This is a genomic window from Streptomyces sp. 63XJN7_1_ISO-PGPR-S23-121 (genome assembly GCF_056173025.1).
Genome location: NZ_CM149653.1, coordinates 3,114,138 through 3,130,736 on the forward strand (window position 1 = coordinate 3,114,138; position 16,599 = coordinate 3,130,736).

Sequence of the window (16,599 nt, forward strand, 5' to 3'; positions counted from 1 at the left end):
GCCGCACGGTTCGAAGGCCGTGCCGTGGGGGAGCTTCACACCACGCCGGCCCCGTCACCGCGACCCACCCCTGGCAGCCCCCGCCCCGCCAACCCTGGAGCGCCCCGCATGCATGACGACCGCAGCCTGGTCGAAGCCCGCCTCAGGCGCGTCCTCGACGAGCGCGTCCGCCCCGCCGTGTACCCCGACTCCGTGCCGCTGGACGTGGCGGTCTGGCACGCGCCCGGCGAGCCCGTCCCGGTCGAGGAGGGACTCGCGGCGGAACCCGCGCCCATCGAGGTGGGCGCCCGCTGGGGCGCGCCCTGGGGCACCAGCTGGTTCCGGGTCACCGGCACCGTGCCCGAGGAGTGGGCCGGCCGGACCGTCGAGGCGGTCCTCGACCTCGGCTTCGACGAGAACATGCCCGGCTTCCAGTGCGAGGGCCTCGTCTACCGGCCCGACGGCACCCCGGTGAAGGGCCTCAACCCGCGCAACCAGTGGGTGCGGATCGGCGCCCCCGTGGAGGGCGGCGAGGAGGTGCGCCTGCACGTGGAGGCCGCGTCCAACCCGGTCGTCTTCGGCCCCCGCCCCTTCGTGCCCACCCCGCTCGGCGACAAGGACACGGCGGGCGACGAGCCGCAGTACACGCTCGCCCGCATGGACCTGGCCGTCCTCGACGAGACGGTGTGGAATCTCGTGCTCGACCTGGAGGTGCTCGGCGAGCTGATGGCCGAGCTGCCCGTGGAGTCGCCGCGGCGCTGGGACATCCTGCGCGCCGTGGACAGGGCTCTGGACGCCATCGACCTCCAGGACGTGAACGGCACGGCGGAACGGGCCCGTGCGCGCCTCACCGAGGTGCTGTCCGCCCCCGCCGTCGCCTCCGCGCACCGCATCAGCGCCGTCGGCCACGCGCACATCGACTCGGCGTGGCTGTGGCCGCTGCGCGAGACCGTGCGCAAGGTCGCCCGCACCGTCTCCAACATGACCGCCCTCCTGGAGGACGAGCCGGACTTCGTCTTCGCCATGTCGCAGGCCCAGCAGTGGGCGTGGGTGCGCGACCACCGGCCCGAGGTGTGGGCGCGGGTGAAGAAGGCCGTCGCGGACGGGCGGTTCGTGCCGGCCGGCGGCATGTGGGTGGAGTCCGACACCAACATGCCCGGCTCGGAGGCGATGGCCCGGCAGTTCGTGCACGGCAAGCGGTTCTTCCTCGACGAGTTCGGCGTCGAGAACGACGAGGCGTGGCTCCCGGACACCTTCGGCTTCGCCGCCGGACTGCCGCAGATCATCAAGGCGGCCGGCGCCAGGTACCTGCTGACGCAGAAGATCAGCTGGTCACGGACGAACGCGTTCCCGCACCACACCTTCCGCTGGGAGGGCATCGACGGCACCCGGATCTTCACGCACTTCCCGCCCGTCGACACCTACAACTGCTCCATGAAGGGCAGCGAGATCGCCCACGCGGCGCGGAACTTCAAGGACAAGGGGGTCGCCCGGCACTCCCTCGCCCCCACCGGCTGGGGCGACGGAGGCGGCGGCACCACCCGCGAGATGATCGCCAGGGCCGCCCGGCTTCGCGACCTCGAGGGCTCGGCGACGGTCGAGTGGGAGACCCCGCACGCCTTCTTCGAGAAGGCCGAGGCGGAGAACCCCCGGCCGCCCGTCTGGGCCGGCGAGCTCTACCTCGAACTCCACCGCGCCACCCTCACCAGCCAGGCGAGGACCAAGCAGGGCAACCGGCGCAGCGAACACCTCCTGCGCGAGGCCGAGCTGTGGGCGGCCACGGCCGCCGTGCGCGCCGGCTTCCCCTACCCGTACGAGGACCTGGACCGCATCTGGAAGACGGTGCTGCTGCACCAGTTCCACGACATCCTGCCCGGCTCCTCCATCGCCTGGGTGCACCGCGAGGCACGCGCGACCTACGACCGCGTCGCCGCGGAGCTGAACGGGATCGTCGACGCCGCCCAGCGCGCGCTCGCGGGCGAGGGCGACACCCCGCTCCTCTTCAACTCCGCCCCGCACACCCGCGCCGGCGTCCCGGCGGGCGCCGCCGCCACGCCCGCCGTCGAGGGCGGCACCGGCCTCACGCCCCGCCCCGGCGGCGGGCACGTCATGGACAACGGTCTGCTGCGCGTGGAGATCGACGCGCGCGGCCTGGTCGTGTCGGCGTACGACATCGCCGCCGACCGCGAGACCATCGCCCCGGGCGGGGCGGGCAACCTGCTCCAGCTCCACCAGGACCTCCCCAACATGTGGGACGCCTGGGACGTCGACGAGTTCTACCGCAACACGGTCACCGACCTCACCGACGCCGACGAGGTCGTCCCCGGCGACGACGGCGCCTCGGTGCGGATCGTCCGCTCCTTCGGTTCCTCCCGCGTCACCCAGGTGCTGAGGCTGGCACCGGGGGAGCGGCGGCTGGACGTGGACACCGAGGTCGACTGGCACGAGACGGAGAAGTTCCTCAAGCTCGCCTTCCCCCTCGACGTGCACGCCGGACGGTACGCGTCGGAGACCCAGTTCGGGCACTTCCACCGGCCCACCCACACCAACACCAGCTGGGAGGCCGCCAAGTTCGAGGCCTGCAACCACCGCTTCGTCCACCTGGAGGAACCCGGCTGGGGCGTCGCCGTGGTCAACGACTCGACGTACGGGCACGACGTCACCCGGACCGTCCGCACCGACGGCGACGACGGCACGACCACCACGGTCCGCGTGTCCCTGCTGCGCGCCCCGCGCTTCCCGGACCCCGGGACCGACCAGGGCGTGCACCGCTTCCGGCACGCGCTGGTGCCGGGCGCGGGCATCGGCGACGCCGTGCGCGAGGGCTGGCGGATCAACCTTCCGGAGCGGCGGGTCACCGGCGCCCGGGAGGTCGCGCCGCTGGTGACCGTGGACCGGGACGCCGTCGTGGTGACCGCCGTCAAGCTCGCCGACGACGGCAGCGGAGACCTGGTCGTCCGTTTCCACGAGGCCCACGGTGGCCGGGCCCGCGCCACGCTCACCACCGGGTTCGCGGCCACGGACGTCCAGGTGACCGACCTGCTGGAACGCCCGCTCGCGGACGCGGAGACACCCCGGTCGGACGGCGGCCGGATCGCCGTACGGCTGCGGCCGTTCCAGCTGATGACCCTGCGGCTGAAGCGCGCCTGACGGCACCGGCGCTCACACCAGCCGGGTCGGCGGCAGGAACTCCCGGACGTACGTCCGCTCCCACCAGGCGCCCGTCTCCCGCAGCTCGCGCCAGGTCGTGTACCGGTAGCGGAACAGGCGCGCCCGGACGAAGCGGGGCGGCGCGCCGGGCGGGAACGGGGAGCGGCGCAGCAGTCTCAGCGTGGCCCGGTCGTCCTCCAGCAGCCGTTCCACGAAGGCGCCGAACCACGGTCCGGCGTACGACGGCGACAGCGCGGCGAACCACATCAGCCAGTCCAGCCGCAGATGGTAGGGCGCGAACTGGCGCGGCCGGCGCCGCGGGTCCCCGGGCTTGCCCCGGAACTCGTACTCCCGCCAGTCCGAGTCCTCGCGCGCCACCTCGTCGGCGGTCCCCTCGATCACGACCTCGTAGCGGACCCGGCTGACGCTGCCGAACGCGCCGTAGGTGTTGACCAGGTGCAGCGGGTCGAAGGACCGGTTCATCACCTGCCGGCGGGAGATCATGTTGAGGACGGGCCGGTGGCTGAGGAAGAGCAGGAGCGCCGCCACCGCGAGGACCACGACCACGTACCACAGCGGAGCGCCGGGCACGGACGGCGGACGGGCCGGGAACCGGATCGCCGACAGGGCCAGCACGATGGTGATCCAGTTCAGCCAGGCGAAGTTGCCCGACAGCACCAGCCAGAGCTGGGTGACGATCATGAGCGCCGCGGCGGCGGTCGCGACGGGCTGCGGTGTGAACAGCAGGAAGGGCACCACCAGCTGCGTGACGTGGTTCGCGGCCACCTCCACGCGGTGCGCCGGCGGGGGCAGGTGGTGGAAGTACCAGCTCAGCGGGCCCGGCATCGGCTGGGTCTCGTGGTGGTGATCCAGGCAGGTGAGCTTCCGCCAGCACTCGTCGCCGCGCATCTTGATCAGTCCCGCCCCGAACTCGACGCGGAAGAGCAGCCAGCGCAGCAGGAACAGGACCACGATCGGCGGGGCCACCTCCTCGTTGCCGAGGAAGACGGCGAGGAACCCCGTCTCCAGCAGCAGGGACTCCCAGCCGAACGAGTACCAGGTCTGTCCGACGTTGACGACCGACAGGTACAGCGCCCAGGGCACCAGCCACAGCAGCATGGCCCCCCACAGCGGCAGTAACGAGTCCAGTCCCGCCACCAGTGCCGCCGACACCGCGCAGCCCGCCCAGACACAGCCCGCGAAGAAGCGGTCCGAGTAGCGCAGCTGGAACAGGCTCGGCGCCCGTTCGAACGGCACCCGCTCGACGAACCGGGGCACCGGCAGCATGCCGCGTTCTCCGATCAGCGCGCGGAACTGAAGGGCCGCCGTCACGAAGGCGACCAGGTACATGACGGCCAGGGCCCGCTGGAAGACCAGCCGGGTCAGCCAGTAGTCGGGTGCGGTGAACCACTCCACGGGCGGGCTCCTCTCGTGCCACGCCCCGGGTACCCCGGCCGCCCGGCGTCCCGGCAGCGGATGAGGAGTCGAATAATCGGGCAAATGCTGGCAAGGTGGGGCGCATGGTTGATCGGGGAGCGAGCGCCCTGGCACTCCCGGACGACTGGCCCGCCCACCCGGAGCCGATCCTGGCGCTGAACCGCATGGGGAGCTTCGACTGGGACCTGGACGCCGGGTTGCTGCACATGGACGCCCAGGCGCACGAGGTGTTCGACCTGCGCCAGGACGAGTTCGACGGCCGCCCCGAATCCCTGGAGGTCCGGGTCCCGACGGCCGAGGGCCACCGCCTGGACACCCTGGTCGCCCAGGCGATGAAGGACGGCAGCGAGAACTACGGCACCTACTTCCGCATGCGCTGCCGTGACGGCAGCCTGCGCTGGGCCCACACCCAGGGCTACATCCGGCGCGACGGGACCGGCCGGCCCCGCCGCATCATCGGCATCGTGCGCGACGCCACGCAGGAACTCGGCGACATCGAGGCCCGCCGCGAGCAGGCCGCCCAGGACGAGGCCCGCCGGCAGCAGACCAACGTCGTGCAGCTCGCCACGGCCGCCCTCGCGCACGCCCGCACCGTGGACGACGTGATCGGCACCCTCAAGGACACCCAGGGCCTCACCCACCTGGGCGCCACCAGCGTCGTCATGGGCCTGGTGGAGGCCGACCGCATCCTGCTGGTCGCCGAGGGGCCCGACGGCAGTTTCGTCCACGGCACCCGGGTCACCGGCGTCGACGAGGCCTACCCGATGAGCGAGGCCGTCCGCACGCTCAGCCCGCGCTTCATCGAGTCGCCCCAGGAGTTCGCGGAACGCTATCCGATCCTGTGGCCGCACCTCACCGGTCTGCACATCACCGCGGCGGCCTATCTGCCGCTGATCGCCCAGGCAAGGCCCATCGGCGCCCTCGGCCTGCTGTACAGCGACCGGCAGGGGTTCTCGCCCGAGGACCGCAACGTGCTCGTAGCCCTCGGCAGCAGCATCGCGCAGAGCCTCCAGCGGGCCATGCTCTACGAGCAGGAGATGGACCTCGCCGAGGGCCTTCAGCAGGCCATGCTGCCGCGCACCATTCCCGACGTCCCCGGCTGCGACGTCGCCGTCCGCTACCGGGCCGCCAGCTTCGGCGGCTCCCTGGGCCGTGACATCGGCGGCGACTGGTACGACCTGATCCCGCTGCCCCGCGGACGCGTCGGTGCCGTGATCGGCGACGTCCAGGGCCACGACACGCACGCCGCCGCCGTCATGGGCCAGCTGCGCATCGTGCTGCGCGCCTACGCCGCCGAGGGTCACCCGCCGGCCACCGTGATGGCGCGGGCCTCGGTCTTCCTCCACGAGCTCGACACCGACCGCTTCGCGACCTGCCTGTACGCGGAGGCCGACCCGGCCACCGGAGTGGTCCAGGTGGTCCGCGCCGGGCACCTCGACCCGCTGCTGCGGCACGCCGACGGCAGCTGCCGCCGCGTCCCCGTGGAGGGCGGGCTGCCGCTCGGCCTGTCCGCCGAGTTCGGGCCCCTCGCCTACCCGGTCGGCACCGTCGAGCTGGATCCGGGCAACGCCCTGCTGCTGTGCACCGACGGGCTGGTCGAGGAGCCCGGCGCCGACCTCGACGACGGGATGCGGGCCCTCGCGGAGCTGGTCGCCTCCGGCCCGCAGAACGTGGGCAGGCTCGCCGACCGGCTGATCGAGGCGGCCGAGCAGCGCCGCGGCGACGACGACATGGCCCTGCTCGTGCTGCGCCGCCGCGCCCCGGACACGCCCCGGATCGGCGGCCGGGTCCGCCGCTACGTCGCCCCGGGCGACCCCGAGGCCCTCGCCGGGGCCCGGCACGCGATCCGCGCCGCGGTGCGCGGCTGGGGCGACGAGGACCACGCCGACGCGATCGAGCTGGTCGCCGACGAGCTGCTGACCAACTCCCTCATGCACACCGAGGGCTCCGCCATCGTCACCCTGCGCTTCCTCTCCGGCACCGACCGCCGGCTGCGGGTCGAGGTCGAGGACACCTCCAGCGCCCTGCCGCGCCGCCGCGACGCCGGGGACTCCGGGGTCTCCGGACGGGGACTGTGCCTGGTCGACACCCTCGCGGACGCGTGGGGCGTCGAGGCGCGCGGCAGCGGCAAGTGCGTGTGGTCGGAGTTCGTGATGCCGCACGCCTGAGACCGCACGCCTCAGACCGCACCGTCGAGGGCGCGTGCCGTGGTCCGGCGCCGCCGGCCGGCGGTGGCACCCTGGATCCATGCCCGAACTGCCCGAGGTCGAGGCGCTCAGGGACTTCCTGACCGAGCATCTCGACGGCCGCGAGATCGTCCGGGTGCTGCCCGTCGCGATCAGCGTCCTGAAGACGTACGACCCCCCGCCCACCGTCCTGGAGGGCCGCCGGGTGACCGCCGTGCACCGCTACGGCAAGTTCCTCGACGTCGAGACCGCCGGGAACCTCCATCTGGTGACCCATCTGGCCCGCGCCGGCTGGCTGCACTGGAAGGACGGCCTCCCCGACGGCATGCCCCGGCCCGGCAAGGGCCCTCTCGCCCTGCGCGTCGCGCTGGACACCGGCGCGGGCTTCGACCTGACCGAGGCGGGCACGCAGAAGCGACTCGCCGTGTACGTCGTGTCCGACCCGCAGGAGGTGCCGGGCGTGGCCAGGCTCGGCCCGGACCCGCTCGCCGACGACTTCACCGAGGCGCGTCTCGCCGCGCTCCTCGCCGGCGAGCGGCGGCAGCTCAAGGGCGCCCTGCGCGACCAGGGTCTGATCGCGGGCGTGGGCAACGCCTACAGCGACGAGATCCTGCACGCCGCGAGGATGTCCCCCTTCAAACCGACCGCCTCGCTCACCGACGAGGAGACCGCACGGCTGTACAGGGCGCTGCGCACCACGCTGACCGAGGCGGTCGAACGCTCCCGGGGGCTGGCGGCCGGCCGGCTCAAGGCCGAGAAGAAGAGCGGTCTGCGCGTGCACGGCCGTACCGGCGAGCCCTGCCCGGTCTGCGGCGACACCATCCGCGAGGTGTCCTTCAGCGACTCCTCCCTCCAGTACTGCCCGACCTGCCAGACCGGCGGCAAGCCGCTGGCCGACCGGAGACTGTCGCGGCTGCTGAAGTGACGGACCCGGCACGTCCTGACCGCTCACCCGACGGGGAGGGTCACCAGGCGCTCCCCGTCCATGGTCCGCACCTCGTAGCGGGCGGTCTGGCCGGGGCGCAGCGCCGCGCCGCCGCGCAGGGTGCTGGGCCGGGCGTCGTGGTCAGGGACGCTCCAGGTGGTGACCGTCTCCTCGGCTCCGTCACGGCCGACGGCGACGAGCCGGCACGAGCGCGGGCCCGCCCCGTCCTTGACCTCGAGCTCCACGTCGCTGCCCCAGGCCTCGTCCTCGGCCGTGACCCGCGCCCACACCCCCGTCCGCTCGTCGGTCGCGGTGACCCGGACACCCGGGGCGTCCTGCTGGGCCTGAAGCGCGAGGGCGGGGCCGGCCACGGCGCACACCACGGCGGCGGCCACCGCGTACAGCCGCCGCCGGCGGCCGGCCCGGTGGTGCGCCGCCACCCGCGACAGCAGGCGGTCCAGCAGCTTCGGCCCGGGCCGGGTCAGGGGGTGGACGAGGCGCGGCGTCGCCCCCCGGTACAGCATCAACTGGCGGGCGGTGGGACCGAACTCCGTCACCTGCGCCGTGCAGCGGGGGCATTCCATGAGGTGGTCCTCGAAGCGGAACGCGTCCGCCTCGTCCAGCACGCCGAGCGCGTAGGCGCCGGCGTCGCGATGCCTCTCCAGGGACCTCATGCCGAATCCTCGTGCCGTCGGGTGCGGGTGGGGGTTGCTCCGTGCCCCCACCGGTACGCATCGGACAGCCGAATCACTCAAGCCACGCACGGAATCGCCACCAGGGGTTCGGAGCGGCCGAGCCCGTGGATTGGTCCGTGCGCGAAGAAGTCGCGGAGGCGGTCAGAAGAGGTGGATGGCGAGGTGGCCGAGGGGCAGCCCCAGCTGCCAGGCCGGGGTCCACACCTTCGGGCCCTCGTCCTCCCCGCCGCCCGGGGCGCCGCCGGGCACCGCGTTCAGGTCCGGGGCGAGCAGTTCGGTCTCCTCGAGCCAGCGCCAGGCCGCCCGGGCCAGTTCCAGGTCCGGCGAGTGCCTGCCGGCGGTGTCGGCCGTGACCTCGGCCAGCCGCTCCCGCACCCACGTCTGCCACGGCTGGTCGTAGGCCGTCAGGGACAGCCACGTCTCCAGGTGGGTGACGACACGGATGCCGCTGAGCTCGTTCTCGGTGTCGGAGAGGAAGACGGTCAGCGCCAGCGCGTCGCGTCCGGCGCGGAACTCGAAGGACGTCGGCGGCATCAGGTCGCCGGTCCGCAGCAACTCGTCGGCGATGTACTCGGCGTAGAGCCACGCCATCGGGACGGTCAGTTCGCCTCCGCCGGTGCCGTCCGTGCTCTCCTGCCCTCTGTGCGGCATCCCTTCCTGCCTTCCTCCGGTGCGTACGCGTCGCCCGGCCCGGGTCATGGGCCCCCGTCCGGAACACGGATGAGGACAGCCGATTACTCAACCGGGGTACACGGCAAGGCGCTTTACGGAGACTTGACCCAAGGGTCGGTTTCACCGCAGGTCGGCGGCGTATCCCGGTAGCACCCTGCGAAGGGCGCGCAGCGCGTAGTAAGCGCGCGACTTCACGGTACCGGGCGGGATGCCGAGGGCCGTCGCGGCTTCCGCCACACTCGCCCCCTGGAAGTACACGAGCACCAGGACGTCACGGTGCTCCGGCGTGAGTGTCTTCACAGCCTCCCGCACGTCGAGGGCGGCGGCGGCCCGTTCGGCATGGTCGGCGCAGACCGGAGCGTTCTCCAGCACCGCGTCGCCGACCTCGGCCGGCCTCGCCTGGCGGGCCCGGCGTGCGTCGATCGCCAGCCGCCGGGCCACGGTGAGCAGCCAGGGCCGCACCGAGTCGAAGGCGTCGGCGCGCAGCGCCTCGGGGTGCTGCCAGGCGCGCACCAGGGTCTCCTGCACGAGGTCCTCGGCGCGCTGGCGGTCGCCGTCGCTGAGCCGCAGCAGCAGGGCGAAGAGCGGCCGGCCGTGCTCGCGCTGCAGTGCGGCGAGCTCGTGCTCGGCGGTCGTCGCGTCGGGGAGGGTGATTCCGGCCGTCATGGCCGTATGGCATCGCAGGGCCCCGTGCGGGGACAGGGCGCGCGCACGGGTCTGCGACGGACGGTCGATCGCGTCGGTGAACGGTCCGACGAACGGTCGGCGGCCCTCCTTCCGTGCGCACCGGACGGGCTAATGAGCGTGTCGGAGCCCTCTGTGACCGTGTCGATCTCTTTACCTGTTTGTGTGTAAATGTGATTTTTCTTCGTGCATGCGACCCCAGCGGAGTGAACGGATGATCACACGCAGTCGGCAGGTGGCACTGGCCCTGACCGTCCTCCTCACCGCGGGCGCGGCCTGTCAGGCCCGCGACCGCGAGCCGCCGTCGCGGCCGGCCCCCGCCCCGTCCGCCGCCCCCGCCGGAGCCTTCACGCTCGTCGCCTCCGGCGACGTCCTGCCGCACGACTCGATCAACGAGCGGGCGCGCTTCGACGCGGGCGGCACCGGCTACGACTTCCGCCCCATGCTGGCCGGCGCGAAGCCCGTCGTGGCGCGCGCCGATCTCGCCCTGTGCCACATGGAGACGGTGTACGGGGCGAACGGCGACTACAGCGGCTACCCCCTCTTCAAGTCCCCGCCCGAGGTCGCCGCGGCCCTCGCCGCCACCGGCTACGACGGCTGCTCCACCGCCTCCAACCACACCTTCGACGCCGGTGCGGACGGCATCCGCCACACCCTCGACGCCCTCGACCGCGCCGGAGTGCGGCACGCCGGCTCCGCCCGGACCGAGGGCGAGGCGCGCACCACGACGATCCTGCGCGCGGGCGCGGCCCGGGTCGCCCACCTCGCCTACACGTTCGACACCAACGGCCGCCCGGCGCCGCAGGGGCAGCCGTGGGCGGTCCAGCTGATCGACGAGGACCGGATCGTCACGGACGCGCGGGCCGCCCGGCAGGCCGGCGCCGACGTCGTCGTGGTGTCCCTGCACTGGGGCACCGAGTGGCAGGACGAACCCGACGACGAGCAGCTGGCCCTGGCCGACAGCCTGACCGCCGCGCGCAGCGGCGACCGCCCCGCCGTCGACCTGATCCTCGGCACCCACGCCCATGTCCCGCAGGCGTACGAGAAGGTCAACGGCACCTGGGTGGTCTACGGGATGGGCGACCAGATCGCCGGCGAGATGATCAACGACGAGGGTGAGCGCGATCCGCGCGGCAACCAGTCGAGCATCGGCCGCTTCACCTTCGCCCCGCCCGCCCGTCCCGGGGAGCGGTGGCGGGTGACGAAGGCCGAGTTCGTCCCGCAGCTCTTCGACCCCGCCGCCGGCCGGATCGTGGACCTCGGCCGCCTGGAGAAGGACCCCGAGGCGCGCGCCGTGCGCGACCGGATCCGGGACGTGGTGCTCAGCCGCGGCGCCGCCGAGGACGGGCTGGTGATGGGGGAGTAGCGCCGTCCGGCCGTCCTCCCGGGCTCACCCGACGTCGACGTGGTCGAGGGCGTGCAGCATCTCGCCGAGCACGCGCAGGCAGGCCGTCACGTCGGCCGCCGTGAGCGCGCCGCCGACCTCGCGGAGCACGGCGTGCTCGTGGCCGAGGACCTCGGTGACCGTGCTCCGGCCCGTGTCGGTGAGCCGGATCAGCGACGACCGCCGGTGGGCGGGGTTCGGGACGCTCTCCACCAGGCCGCGGGCCGCCGCGTCGTTCACCATGCGCTGCACGAACTGACGGCTGATCGCCTGCGCCCGGCCCATCTGCGGCACGGTCATCGGACCTCCCCGGTGCAGCAGGGTCAGCACGGCACGGACCCCGACGGACACGCCGTCGCGGGCCAGGCCCTGCTCGACGCTGCGCTGGGTGCGCCGGTAGAGGGGGCCGACCAGGTCGTACACCTCGGCCAGACGGTGGCCGAGTTCGTCCGGAAGGAGGGGAGCGGTGGTGTCGTCCATCCCCTCATCATGACACCCAGGTTGCCAAATCTCCGACAGAATGACACCTTGGTTGTCATGAATGCTCCCTCGGATCTGCGCTTCCTCACCTCCACCGACGGCGACCTCGCCTACCGCGACACCGGCACGGGCGACCCGGTCGTCCTGCTGCACTCGGGCTTCGCCGACCACCGGGTCTTCGACGCCCAGGTACCGGCCCTGGCCGCCACCCACCGCGTGATCGCGCCCGACATCCGCGGCCACGGCTCCTCGGCCAACGCCACCGAGCCGTTCCGCTGGGCCGACGACCTCGCCGTCCTGCTGCGCCACCTCGACGCCGGCCCCGCGGTCCTCGTCGGCGTCTCGATGGGCGGCGCCATCGCCACCGACACCGCGCTGGAGTACCCCGAGCTGGTCCGCGCGGCCGTCGTGTGCGGCGCGGCCACCAGCGAGTTCGAGTACACCGACCCCTGGGCCCGCGCGGTGCAGGCCGAGCAGGGCAGGGCCCTGGCCGCCGGGGACCTCGAGGGCTGGCTCACGGCCTTCCTGCGCTTCGTGCCCGGCGAGCACCGCACCGTCGAGGACGTCGACCCGGACATCCTGCGCCGGGTGCGGGAGATGGCCGTCGGCACCCTCTCGAAGCACACGCCGGGCGAGAGGAACCACCACGTGCCCATGACCGACCCCTGGGCCCGTGTCCCGAAGATCGACGTCCCGGTCCTCACCGTCAACGGCGCCCTCGACGCCCCGGACCTGATCGCGGAGGCGGAACGACTCGCCCGTACCGTCCGGGACGGCCGTTCCGTGACCATGGAGGGCACCGCGCACTACCCGAACATGGAGCGGCCCGAGGAGTTCAACCGGATCCTGCTCGACTTCCTGCGCGGCCTCTAGTCTTTTGAGTCAGGAATTCTGTTCAGATAGTTGGCGAGGCGTTCGAGGATCTCGTCTGCGGTCTTCGTCCAGACGTAGGGCTTGGGATCGGTGTTCCATGCGGCGATCCAGGTCCGGATGTCCTTCTCAAGCGCCTGAACGCTTCTGTGGACGCCTCGTCGTATCTGCTTGTTGGTCAGCTCGGCGAACCACCGCTCGACCAGGTTGAGCCAGGACGAGCCGGTGGGTGTGAAGTGCAGGTGGAAGCGGGGGTGGGCCAGCAGCCAGGTCTTGATGGCTGGGGTCTTGTGGGTGGCGTAGTTGTCCAGCACCAGGTGGACGTCCAGGTCCGCCGGTATCTCCCGGTCGAGTTTGATCAGGAACTTCTTGAACTCCTCGGCACGGTGTCGGCGGTGCAGGGAGCCGATCACCTTACCCGTGGCGACCTCCAGGGCGGCGAACAGGGTGGTGGTGCCGGCGCGCACGTAGTCGTGGGTGATCCGCTGCGGGACGCCGGGCATCATCGGCAGCACCGGCTGGGACCGGTCCAGGGCCTGGATCTGTGACTTCTCGTCGACACAGAACACCAGAGCGCGTTCGGGCGGGTCCAGATAGAGGCCGACGACGTCGTGGACCTTGTCGATGAAGTACGGGTCCGTGGACAGCTTGAACGTCTCGGTGCGGTGCGGCTGCAGGCCGAAAGCCCGCCAGATCCGCGACACGGTCGACTGCGACAGGCCCATCTCCGTGGCCATGGCCCGCGTCGACCAGTGCGTGGCGTTCTTCGGCGTCGACTCCAGCGTCCGCTTCACCACCGCCGCGACCTGCTCGTCGGTGACCGTCCTCGGGCCGCCCGGGCGCGGCATGTCACCCAGTCCGGCGATCCGGTGCTCGACGAACCGCTTCCGCCAGCGGCCCACCGCATGCGGTGTCGAACCGAGTTGGGCGGCCACGTCCTTGTTCGACGCGCCGGTCGCGCAGGCCAGGATGATCCGGCACCGCAAAGCCCACGCCTGCGGAGTGGAGCGGCGCCGCACCCATACCTCCAGCGCAGCCCGCTCCTCATCCGTCAGGACCAACTCGGCCTTCGGCCGCCCAGTACGTGCCACCAGGCAACCCTACACATCTGGATAGAATTCCTGACTCAGAAGACTAGCGGCCCGCCAGCTCCGACTTCCGGTAGGAGTAGCTGAAGTAGATCACCAGGCCGATCACGAACCAGACGGCGAAGCGCACCCAGGTCTGCCACTGCAGGAACGTGATCAGCCAGATCGAGAAGACGATGCCCAGCGCCGGCACGAAAGGCATCCACGGCGTACGGAAGGTGCGCGGCAGGTCCGGCTGCCGGTAGCGCAGCACGATCACCGCCGCGCACACGACCACGAACGCCAGCAGGATGCCGATGTTGGTCAGCTCCGCCGCCTCGCCGATCGGCAGGAAGCCGGCGATCAGGGCGGACGCGACCCCGACGATCCAGGTGACCCGGGTCGGCACGTGCCGCGTCGGGTGCGTCTTGGCGAACCACTTGGGCAGCAGCCCGTCCCGGCTCATGCTGAACCACACGCGGGTGACGCCCAGCATGAAGGTGAACATCACGGTGAGGATGCCGATGATCGCGCCCACCGCGATGACGTCGGCCAGACCGCTGAGCCCCACCGACTTGAAGGCCGTCGAGAAGCCGCTCTCGGGGTCGATCTCCTTGTAGTCCTGCATGCCGGTCAGCACCAGACAGGCCGCCACGTACAGCACCATCGAGATGATCAGCGAATAGATGATCGCCTTCGGCATGTGCCGCTGGGCGTCCTTGGACTCCTCGGCCGCCGTCGACATGGCGTCGTAGCCGAAGACCGCGAAGAACACCGTCGCCGCACCCGTGAAGGCACCGCCGACCCCGAACGGGAAGAACGGCTGGTAGTTCGAGGTGCTGATGTGGAAGAAGCCGACGCCGATCACCAGCAGCACCACCAGCACCTTCAGTACGACCACCACCATCTCGAAGCGGGCCGCGTTCCTGATGCCGAGCGTCAGCAGATAGGCGATCAGCAGGCACAGCACCGACGCGAACAGGTCGACCCGGTGCCCGTCGCCGGTGCCCGGCGCGCCGAGCATCCAGTTCGGCAGGTCGGCTCCCATCTCACCGATCAGGAAGCTGAAGTAGCCGGAGATGCCGATGGCGACCACCGCCACGATCGCCGTGTACTCCAGCAGCAGGTCCCAGCCGATGAACCAGCCGACCAGCTCACCCAGCACCGCGTAGCCGTAGGTGTAGGCCGATCCGGCCTTCGGGATCAGGCCGGCGAACTCCGCGTAGGACAGTGCCGCCGCCGCGCTCGCGACACCGGCGATGAGGAAGGAGATCAGGACCGCCGGACCCGCGGTGCCGTTGGCCACCGTGCCTGCCAGGGTGAAGATGCCGGCACCGATGATGCCGCCCACGCCGATGGCCGTCAGCTGCCACAACCCCAGCGACCGCACCAGGCCGGCACCCTGCCCGGCCTCCGTGTCCTCGATGTGCTCGATGGGTTTGCGGCGGAGAACGCCTTCACCCATGCGGAATCCGGCCATGCGCCCCACCTCTTCGTGATCGGCAAACGGCTGACGGTGGATCATGATGACTCACTCGCGTCCCCGACGGAAGGCATGACGCACGCACCGGACCGGCCGATGTCACGGCACCACGGTCACCGGCCAGCGCCCCGCCTTCACCAGCCGCACCGCGACCGAACCGACGATCCGGTGCCCGGCCTGCTCGGACGCACCCACGACCACGGCGTCCGCGCGCAGCTCGTCGGCCGCCTTCACCAGGCCGTTGTAGGGGTCGCCGCGGAAGGTGTGGAACTCCCAGCGCACGTCGAATATCCCCTTGGACCGCTCGGCCGCCTCCCGGATCTGGGCCACCAGGCCCTCGGCGATCTCGTCGGTCGTGTCCGCCACCGGTGCGCCGAGCGCCGCGCCGGCCGCCAGCACCGGCTGCACGTACACCACGGCGAGCAGCGCGCCCTGCCGCCGGGCCAGACCACCGGCGTAGGCCGCCGCGCGCAGCGAGGAGTCGGAGCCGTCCACCCCGGCCACGATGACCTTCGGCCCGTCCGTGCCCCGTTCGAACTGATGGGAGTGCTGTTGCGTCACGCGGCGAGGCTATCGGACCCCCCGGACCCGCCCGGCCCCGGCCGTTCGCCTCGCGCCGGCCGCGGGGCGGACGGCACCGGGGAGCGGTCCCACTGGGCCGGCCGGGTGGTTCCGTGCCGCCGCACCGGTGTCGTTCGCGGGCGTCGGCCGCCGTCCGGGCGAGTCATGAGTCATGAAGAAGGATCAGTTGCTCACGCGGCGCCGTGCCCTGCTCGCCGGCGTCGCGGCGGCCGGAGCGGCCGGCACCGCCGGCGTGCTGGCGGTGGGCGGGGACCACGGCCCCGGCCGGGTGGCCGCCCCCGCCCCGGGCCCCCCGGCGCGGCGCCCGCTCCTGCCCTCCGCCTATCGCCTCCAGCCCCTGACCGGATACGGCACGCCCGAGGGCGGGCCCGACCGGCCCCCGGTACGCAGCGAGCCGATCCTGCGCATGTCCGGACGGGGCCGCACGATGATGCTCACCTTCGACGACGGACCCGACCCCCGCTACACCCCCGGCATCCTGGACACGCTGGCCGAGTACGACGTGCGCGCGACGTTCTTCGTGTGCGGGGAGATGGCCGACTACAACAAGGGCCTGCTGTCCCGGATGGCCGACGAGGGGCACGTGGTCGGCAACCACACCTGGTCCCACCCCCTGCTGACCAAGCTCACGCGGCGCCGTATCCGCTCCGAGATGGAACGCACCAGCGAGATCGTCGAGAAGGCCTACGGCGAGGCGCCCCGCTGGTTCCGCGCGCCGTACGGGGCGTGGAACCGCGCCGCCTTCCAGCTCGGCGCCGAACTCGGCATGGAACCCCTCGCCTGGACCGTCGACACCCTCGACTGGACCACCCCCGGCACCGCCACCATCATCGACCGGGTCGAGGGCGGCGCCGCCCCCGGCGTCGTGGTGCTCTCGCACGACGCCGGCGGCAACCGCTCGCAGAGCGTGCGCGCCCTGCGGACCTATCTGCCGCGGTTGCTGGACTCCGGCTACCACCTCACCGTCCCCCGGCGGCAGCACGTGTGACGCGCGCCGAGCCCGCC

Annotated in this window: 14 protein-coding genes; 6 read left to right on the forward strand and 8 right to left on the reverse strand. The window is 72.3% G+C overall.

The features are described from left to right. Positions 1 to 108: 108 nt before the first annotated feature. Positions 109 to 3,129 (forward strand): alpha-mannosidase, encoded by a 3,021-nt coding sequence (locus tag AC0VYN_RS13425; protein ID WP_475536174.1) that lies wholly within the window; start codon positions 109 to 111, stop codon positions 3,127 to 3,129. Between the two features lie 12 nt (positions 3,130 to 3,141). On the opposite strand, the gene AC0VYN_RS13430 is transcribed toward AC0VYN_RS13425, so the two are convergent. Next, positions 3,142 to 4,545 carry a lipase maturation factor family protein gene (locus AC0VYN_RS13430; protein WP_475536175.1) on the reverse strand — a complete coding sequence of 468 codons (1,404 nt, stop codon included), beginning with the start codon at positions 4,543 to 4,545 and terminating at the stop codon, positions 3,142 to 3,144. 104 nt (positions 4,546 to 4,649) lie between these two features. Here AC0VYN_RS13430 and AC0VYN_RS13435 point away from each other — a divergent pair, with 104 nt between their 5' ends. Together AC0VYN_RS13435 and AC0VYN_RS13440 are read left to right on the forward strand one after the other, a co-directional pair. After that, a complete protein-coding gene (locus AC0VYN_RS13435) occupies positions 4,650 to 6,734 on the forward strand; it encodes a SpoIIE family protein phosphatase (RefSeq protein ID WP_475536176.1) in 2,085 nt (694 codons plus the stop codon). A gap of 79 nt (positions 6,735 to 6,813) precedes the next feature. After that, on the forward strand, positions 6,814 to 7,677 hold the full coding sequence (locus AC0VYN_RS13440; RefSeq protein WP_475536177.1) for an Fpg/Nei family DNA glycosylase: 864 nt from the start codon (positions 6,814 to 6,816) through the stop codon (positions 7,675 to 7,677). Positions 7,678 to 7,700: 23 nt separating this feature from the next. Here the strand turns inward: AC0VYN_RS13440 and AC0VYN_RS13445 are convergent, their stop codons facing one another. The 3 genes from AC0VYN_RS13445 to AC0VYN_RS13455 all read right to left on the reverse strand — a co-directional run bounded on the left by AC0VYN_RS13445 (position 7,701) and on the right by AC0VYN_RS13455 (position 9,710). Further along, positions 7,701 to 8,351, reverse strand: coding sequence for a zf-HC2 domain-containing protein (locus AC0VYN_RS13445; protein ID WP_475536178.1), 651 nt, complete (start codon positions 8,349 to 8,351; stop codon positions 7,701 to 7,703). 162 nt (positions 8,352 to 8,513) lie between these two features. Then, the gene (locus AC0VYN_RS13450) at positions 8,514 to 9,023 is read right to left on the reverse strand and encodes a hypothetical protein (RefSeq protein WP_385462363.1); all 510 of its coding nucleotides are present in this window, start codon (positions 9,021 to 9,023) and stop codon (positions 8,514 to 8,516) included. Between the two features lie 141 nt (positions 9,024 to 9,164). After that, on the reverse strand, positions 9,165 to 9,710 hold the full coding sequence (locus tag AC0VYN_RS13455; RefSeq protein ID WP_385462366.1) for a sigma-70 family RNA polymerase sigma factor: 546 nt from the start codon (positions 9,708 to 9,710) through the stop codon (positions 9,165 to 9,167). 232 nt (positions 9,711 to 9,942) lie between these two features. Here AC0VYN_RS13455 and AC0VYN_RS13460 point away from each other — a divergent pair, with 232 nt between their 5' ends. Further along, the gene (locus tag AC0VYN_RS13460) at positions 9,943 to 11,094 is read left to right on the forward strand and encodes a CapA family protein (RefSeq protein WP_475536179.1); all 1,152 of its coding nucleotides are present in this window, start codon (positions 9,943 to 9,945) and stop codon (positions 11,092 to 11,094) included. Positions 11,095 to 11,118: 24 nt separating this feature from the next. Here AC0VYN_RS13460 and AC0VYN_RS13465 read toward each other — a convergent pair whose 3' ends face one another. Further along, positions 11,119 to 11,592, reverse strand: a complete 474-nt coding sequence (locus tag AC0VYN_RS13465) for a MarR family winged helix-turn-helix transcriptional regulator (RefSeq protein ID WP_475536180.1) — start codon at positions 11,590 to 11,592, stop codon at positions 11,119 to 11,121. Positions 11,593 to 11,649: 57 nt separating this feature from the next. Between AC0VYN_RS13465 and AC0VYN_RS13470 the strand changes: the two genes are divergently transcribed. Next, a complete protein-coding gene (locus AC0VYN_RS13470) occupies positions 11,650 to 12,465 on the forward strand; it encodes an alpha/beta fold hydrolase (protein ID WP_475536181.1) in 816 nt (271 codons plus the stop codon). Here the strand turns inward: AC0VYN_RS13470 and AC0VYN_RS13475 are convergent. The 3 genes from AC0VYN_RS13475 to AC0VYN_RS13485 form a co-directional block, all read right to left on the reverse strand. Next, on the reverse strand, positions 12,462 to 13,553 hold the full coding sequence (locus AC0VYN_RS13475; protein ID WP_475535730.1) for an IS630 family transposase: 1,092 nt from the start codon (positions 13,551 to 13,553) through the stop codon (positions 12,462 to 12,464). The two genes, AC0VYN_RS13470 and AC0VYN_RS13475, sit on opposite strands and share 4 nt — an antisense overlap. 43 nt (positions 13,554 to 13,596) lie before the next feature. Then, a complete protein-coding gene (locus AC0VYN_RS13480) occupies positions 13,597 to 15,009 on the reverse strand; it encodes an amino acid permease (RefSeq protein ID WP_475536182.1) in 1,413 nt (470 codons plus the stop codon). Positions 15,010 to 15,111: 102 nt separating this feature from the next. Next, the gene (locus AC0VYN_RS13485) at positions 15,112 to 15,573 is read right to left on the reverse strand and encodes a universal stress protein (protein ID WP_385462381.1); all 462 of its coding nucleotides are present in this window, start codon (positions 15,571 to 15,573) and stop codon (positions 15,112 to 15,114) included. A 172-nt stretch (positions 15,574 to 15,745) separates the two neighbouring features. Here AC0VYN_RS13485 and AC0VYN_RS13490 point away from each other — a divergent pair, with 172 nt between their 5' ends. Next, entirely contained in the window at positions 15,746 to 16,582 is an 837-nt protein-coding gene (locus tag AC0VYN_RS13490; protein ID WP_475536183.1) for a polysaccharide deacetylase family protein, read from the forward strand. The last annotated feature ends 17 nt before the right edge of the window (positions 16,583 to 16,599 follow it).